The sequence below is a fragment of the Sulfitobacter sp. genome, from assembly GCF_036960155.1.
Lineage (GTDB): Bacteria > Pseudomonadota > Alphaproteobacteria > Rhodobacterales > Rhodobacteraceae > Sulfitobacter.
This window is the reverse complement of sequence record NZ_JBALWB010000031.1, coordinates 1-4,821: the sequence shown is the minus strand read 5'-3', so window position 1 is coordinate 4,821 and position 4,821 is coordinate 1. Positions and strand designations below refer to the sequence as shown.

Below are 4,821 nucleotides of genomic sequence, written 5' to 3'. Positions count from 1 at the left end.
ACCCCAAGGTACTGGCTAATTTTGTTGGGGTTATCGCTGAGATCTTTTGCTGTTGTTGTTTCGATGTCTTTGCCGCCTTCAATGAAGGTGACGCGGTCGGCGATTGAGAGGACAGCTTCAACGCGCTGCTCAACGAGGATGATGGCGAACCCTTCTGCTTTCATTTTCAGGATGACCTGTCGGATTTGTTCGATCATCGAGGGCTGTAGCCCCTCGGTAGGTTCATCCAGCAGCAAGACCTTTGGCCGCAAACACAGCGCGCGCGCGGTCGCCAACATCTGTTGCTCGCCGCCCGATAATGTATGTGCTTGTTGGTCAAGCCGCTCACGCAGCCGAGGAAACAGATCCAGCACCCATTCGCGTGTGTCGCCACCTTGGCGACGTGTCATCAGACCCATCTCGATGTTCTCTGACACCGTCAGCTCAGCGAATAAGCGACGGCCTTGTGGGATATATCCGATGCCGCGTTTTGGCACCAGATGAGGAGGCAGATCACTCAGGTTTTCGCCGTCCAAGGAAACACTGCCCTCAGAGACCGGCAAAAGACCCATGATGGATTTCATGATTGTGGATTTACCGGCCCCATTTCTGCCCAGCAGGCACAGAATTTCACCCGGTTGTACGCTAAGGGATACGCCATAAAGAACCTTAACAGGCCCGTAAGCCGCATGGATGTTTTTCACTTCAAGCATTTACATCGGTCCCAAGGTAGGCGGCCTGCACCGCAGCGTTTTCATGGATATCTTTGGGCGACCCTTCGGCCAGAACCATCCCCTGATCCAGCACTGTTATGAAGTCCGCAGTGCCCATAACAACTTTCATATTGTGTTCAATCAGCAAGATTGTGGTTTCCCCGGCAAGCGACCGAATAAGAGTGATAAAGTCATCAACCTCGGTTTCCGCCAGACCCTGCGTTGGTTCATCCAGAATGAAGATCTTCGGGTCTTGCGCCAGACCCATCGCAATTTCCAGAATCCGTTGATGACCGTAACTTAAATCACCCGCGATCTGGTCGGACCGTTCAGATATGCCAACACGTTGCAGAGCCGCACGCACCTTTTCATCCAAAAGGCGTGGCGTCCCCGCAAGGGTCCGCCCCGCCGCAAGGGCCACATTTTCATAAACACTGAGACCACGAAAGATGGATGTGATCTGGAAGGTATATGCCAAACCAAGCTGGATACGCTTGTGCGCTGGCAGCTTGCTAATGTCGCGCCCTTCAAAAAACACCTGTCCGCGTGTGGCCATAGTTCGACCACTGACCATGCCGACAAAAGTTGATTTGCCCGCCCCATTGGGGCCAATCAGCGCTGTTACCTTGCCACGTGCAAGGGTGAAGTCGACGTCAGTATTTGCTTTCAAGCCGCCATAGATTTTAGTCAGTCCCTTGGTTTCAAGTATATTCACGGCAGCCATGGCATCACCTTTGTACGTAAGATTCCAGCCAAGCCTTTCGGCGCGAAGACTGTAAGTATGATAAGAACAACACCAGCAATCAGCATGTAAGCGTTCGTATATGCGCTGGACGCGTCAATAAGGTAGAACATGAAGATTACGCCAATGAGCGGGCCAATCGTTGTCCCAGCCCCACCCAAAAGAACCCAAAGCAACGGCAAGATGGAATACTGGACGGTGGCAAACGTGGCACCGACATACCCAAACAGCAGCGCATAAGATGCCCCCGCAATGCCCGATACCGTGGCAGATACGATCAACGCCAACAGCTTGTATCGCCCTGCATCATATCCCAGCATCCGCGCCCGCTCTTCGTTTTCACGAATAGCAACAAGCCGTTTTCCAAAGGGCGTTTGCACCAGCTTGGCCAGACCAAGGAAGCAGACCGCAAACAAAGTGAAGGCTGTAAAATAGCGCCCCATCTCGGAGGTGACGTCCAGCCCAAACACAAGCCGCTCAGCTTGTTGCAAAACAAAACCTTCATCGCCGCGCGTAAATTCACCAAAATAGAGCACCACAAGATATGCAGTTTGCGCGAACATCAATGTGACGATCATAAAGGCAACGCCGACAGTCCGCAGCGCAAGGAACCCCACAACAACACCAAGCAACGCAGACGCGCCTATCGCAACAACAAAAGCCAATGGCACAGGCGCGCCTAAAAACTTTATCGCAAGGCCAAAGCCGTACATCCCTGCCCCAAAGAACATCGCGTGACCAAGGCTAAGCAGCCCCGTGTACCCAAACAACAGATTAAAACCCATCGCATAGATGGCCAAGACCATGATCCGCGAGAATGCCCCGGCGTGGTAGACGGGTAAAATAAAGAACAAGGCAGCAAGCACAGCCAGAATGCCAAAATGAAGCAAGGTTGGTTTACCAAGAGATGTCATGAAGATGTCTTCCCCATCAGCCCTTGTGGACGGAATACCAGCACCATTGCCACAACAAATGTCGCGATGATTTTTGCCAGCGTCGGTGTGAAGAAGACCGAGATGATCCCGTCACTCATTCCGATCAGAACCGCTGCGATCACCGTGCCTGGTAAACTCCCAAGACCACCGATGATAACAACGATAAAGGCCAAGAGAAGAGGATCAGCGCCCATAAGATAGTGAGCCTGCTGGATCGGCACAACAAGGACAGCCCCAAGAGCCGCCAAAGCGGCGCCCAACCCAAATACACATGAATAGACCAAGCCAACAGGAACGCCAAAGGCCTGCGCCATCTCACTGTCTTGTTGCGTGGCCCGCATGATCAAACCGATCTTTGTACGTGTCAGAAAAACCCAGAGCGCAACCAACACAACCAAAGCCGCTGCAATGACAAAAAGCTTGTAGCTGGTTGTACTCAACCCCCAAGGCCACGTCATGGCAAACCCGTTTTCGCCAAACTCAAACCATGGCAGTGACAAGCGTTGATTAAAGGGGGCCTCAACAGGGCGGGCCTCGGGGCCGAATGTCATCAGCGTGGTTTGCTGAATGACAAAAAGCATCCCGATGGTACCCACAATGGTTCTGTCGGGGTCATAGTTGATCCGTTTCAAAATCAACCAGTCGGCAGACGCAGCAAGCGCGCCTACCAACAAGGGTGCAACAACAAGAGCCACACCAAAACCAAGTGCGGGATGGCCGCCGATCAATGTGGTGATGAACCACGCAAGAACCGCGCCTAACATGAAGAATTCTCCATGAGCTACATTCACAACGCGCATCACACCAAAAACAATACTCAAGCCCATAGCTGTAAGCACAAGTATTGCTGCGATGACCGCCCCCTCAAGGGAGGCGAGCATCAGATGAGGTCCAAATTCCATTTGGGTATTCCTATTCTTTCGACGGCCTTATTGATTTAGAAAGATTGGGTCGTGTAATCGACTTCGTCTTCGTACATTCCGTCTTCGATTGAGGTGGTGTGCTGAACCGCCAGCTTCCCATCCGTCACTTTGGAGATGTATTGCGCCCCAAAGGTTTGGTGGGTTTTGCCGTTAAAGCGTTTTGCACCCTGCGGGTGGTCCTCAGAATGTGGCATGTCTGTCATCGCCTCAACGGCTTCGATCAGTTTGCTGCGGTCTTGTGGGCCTTGATAGCCGGATGTTTCCATGCCTGCTTTGATGATGTTCAAAGTCTCCCAGCAGCCAAACATATGCGCGTAGGTGGATACATCAGCCGGATCATCAAGGGACGCACCCCGATCATCAACGCCAACAGCGGCGCGATAGGTTTTCTCAAACTCTGATTGGTCGTCTTGGGCGTGGCGCGGCATGCCTTCCCAGAAATACGTGCCTTCAAGGAACTCAAGACCGGTGCTGTTGATGTCCACCGCTTCAAGGCTATCAATGAACCCAAAAATCTCTGGACGGTTTGGCCCAAAAAACTCACCCAGTTCTTTGACAAACGTCAGAACAGCAGGGCCAACCATGACGTGATAGATGACTTCGGTCTCACGTGGAATGCTGGGGAAATAGCGGGTGAATGTGGTTTCTGTTGGCGGAATTGCAATGCTTGCAACAACTTCGCCACCCTGCGCTTCGATTGCCTTGGTAAAGAAATCACGGTGATCATGGCCAAAGGCAAAGTCAGGGAAAATCATCGTGACCTTCTTACCCAAATTACCAGCAACAAATGGCGCCATCGCCTGCACCTGGCTTTTCACATCCGTGATGCCGGGCTGAAGCGTATAACGGTTTAACATCCCGCTTGCGACGTGGTGCCCCTCAGAGACCACAAAATACGGCATCTTAAGTTCGGCAGCACGGGGTGCAGAACCGATCACAACGTGGCTGAACAACGTGCCAAATGCGACATCGCACTCATGTTGGTTCGCAAATTTCTCCAACACTTCCGCGCCGCGGCTTGGGTCCGTGCCGTCGTCTTCGGTCACAACCTCAACAGGGCGTCCGTTGATGCCACCATTGTCATTGATGCGCTTTACTGCCGCTGTTGTCGTGGCATCGTACCACCGACCATACGCCGCACCGATGCCCGTCGCATGCTTCTGAAAGCCGATCCTGATCGGCGCTGAGCTTTGGGCTTGGGCAAATCCAAGTGACCCCGGAAAGGCCCCCGCAGTTGCCATCGCGCCAACACCGGCACCCAAACCAAGCAATGTGGAACGGCGGCTAATCTTTGATGATTTCTTAATTCCGTAGGTCATTTTCGCACTCCATGTTGTCAACGCGGTCATTATTTTCGCCGCTGTCATGAAATATTATTGTGTGTATACAAACGAAATGTCCACTGTTTTTTCAGATTAAGCGCCCCGAGGACTCGCCAACAGCCACAATCCAAACATTGTGTAGCCAATCATCAACACACATAAACCTACCTGAACCAAAACTACGTCTCTGTTTTTAAAACATAATTT

5 protein-coding genes are annotated in these 4,821 nt (G+C 52.2%); all 5 read right to left on the bottom strand.

Translation table 11 applies throughout. The annotated features are described in order from the left end of the window. Positions 1-692 (bottom strand): ABC transporter ATP-binding protein (locus V7775_RS24645; protein WP_335754583.1); only part of this gene is annotated, 692 nt, incomplete at its 3' end. Next, on the bottom strand, positions 685-1,407 hold the full coding sequence (locus V7775_RS24640) for an ABC transporter ATP-binding protein (RefSeq protein ID WP_335754585.1): 723 nt from the start codon (positions 1,405-1,407) through the stop codon (positions 685-687). The genes V7775_RS24640 and V7775_RS24645, both read right to left, overlap by 8 nt. Next, a complete protein-coding gene (locus tag V7775_RS24635; RefSeq protein ID WP_335754582.1) occupies positions 1,404-2,348 on the bottom strand; it encodes a branched-chain amino acid ABC transporter permease in 945 nt (314 codons plus the stop codon). Before V7775_RS24635 ends, V7775_RS24640 begins: the two co-directional genes overlap by 4 nt. Then, positions 2,345-3,271 carry a branched-chain amino acid ABC transporter permease gene (locus tag V7775_RS24630; protein WP_335754581.1) on the bottom strand — a complete coding sequence of 309 codons (927 nt, stop codon included), beginning with the start codon at positions 3,269-3,271 and terminating at the stop codon, positions 2,345-2,347. Before V7775_RS24630 ends, V7775_RS24635 begins: the two co-directional genes overlap by 4 nt. Positions 3,272-3,306: 35 nt before the next feature. Beyond that, positions 3,307-4,611, bottom strand: coding sequence for an ABC transporter substrate-binding protein (locus V7775_RS24625; RefSeq protein ID WP_443070164.1), 1,305 nt, complete (start codon positions 4,609-4,611; stop codon positions 3,307-3,309). Positions 4,612-4,821: the final 210 nt, after the last annotated feature.

Coding starts and splice junctions, on each gene's coding strand:
- V7775_RS24625 (WP_443070164.1), bottom strand. CDS start 4,611: ATGACCTACGGAATTAAGAAATCATCAAAGATTAGCCGCCGTTCCACA.
- V7775_RS24630 (WP_335754581.1), bottom strand. CDS start 3,271: ATGGAATTTGGACCTCATCTGATGCTCGCCTCCCTTGAGGGGGCGGTC.
- V7775_RS24635 (WP_335754582.1), bottom strand. CDS start 2,348: ATGACATCTCTTGGTAAACCAACCTTGCTTCATTTTGGCATTCTGGCT.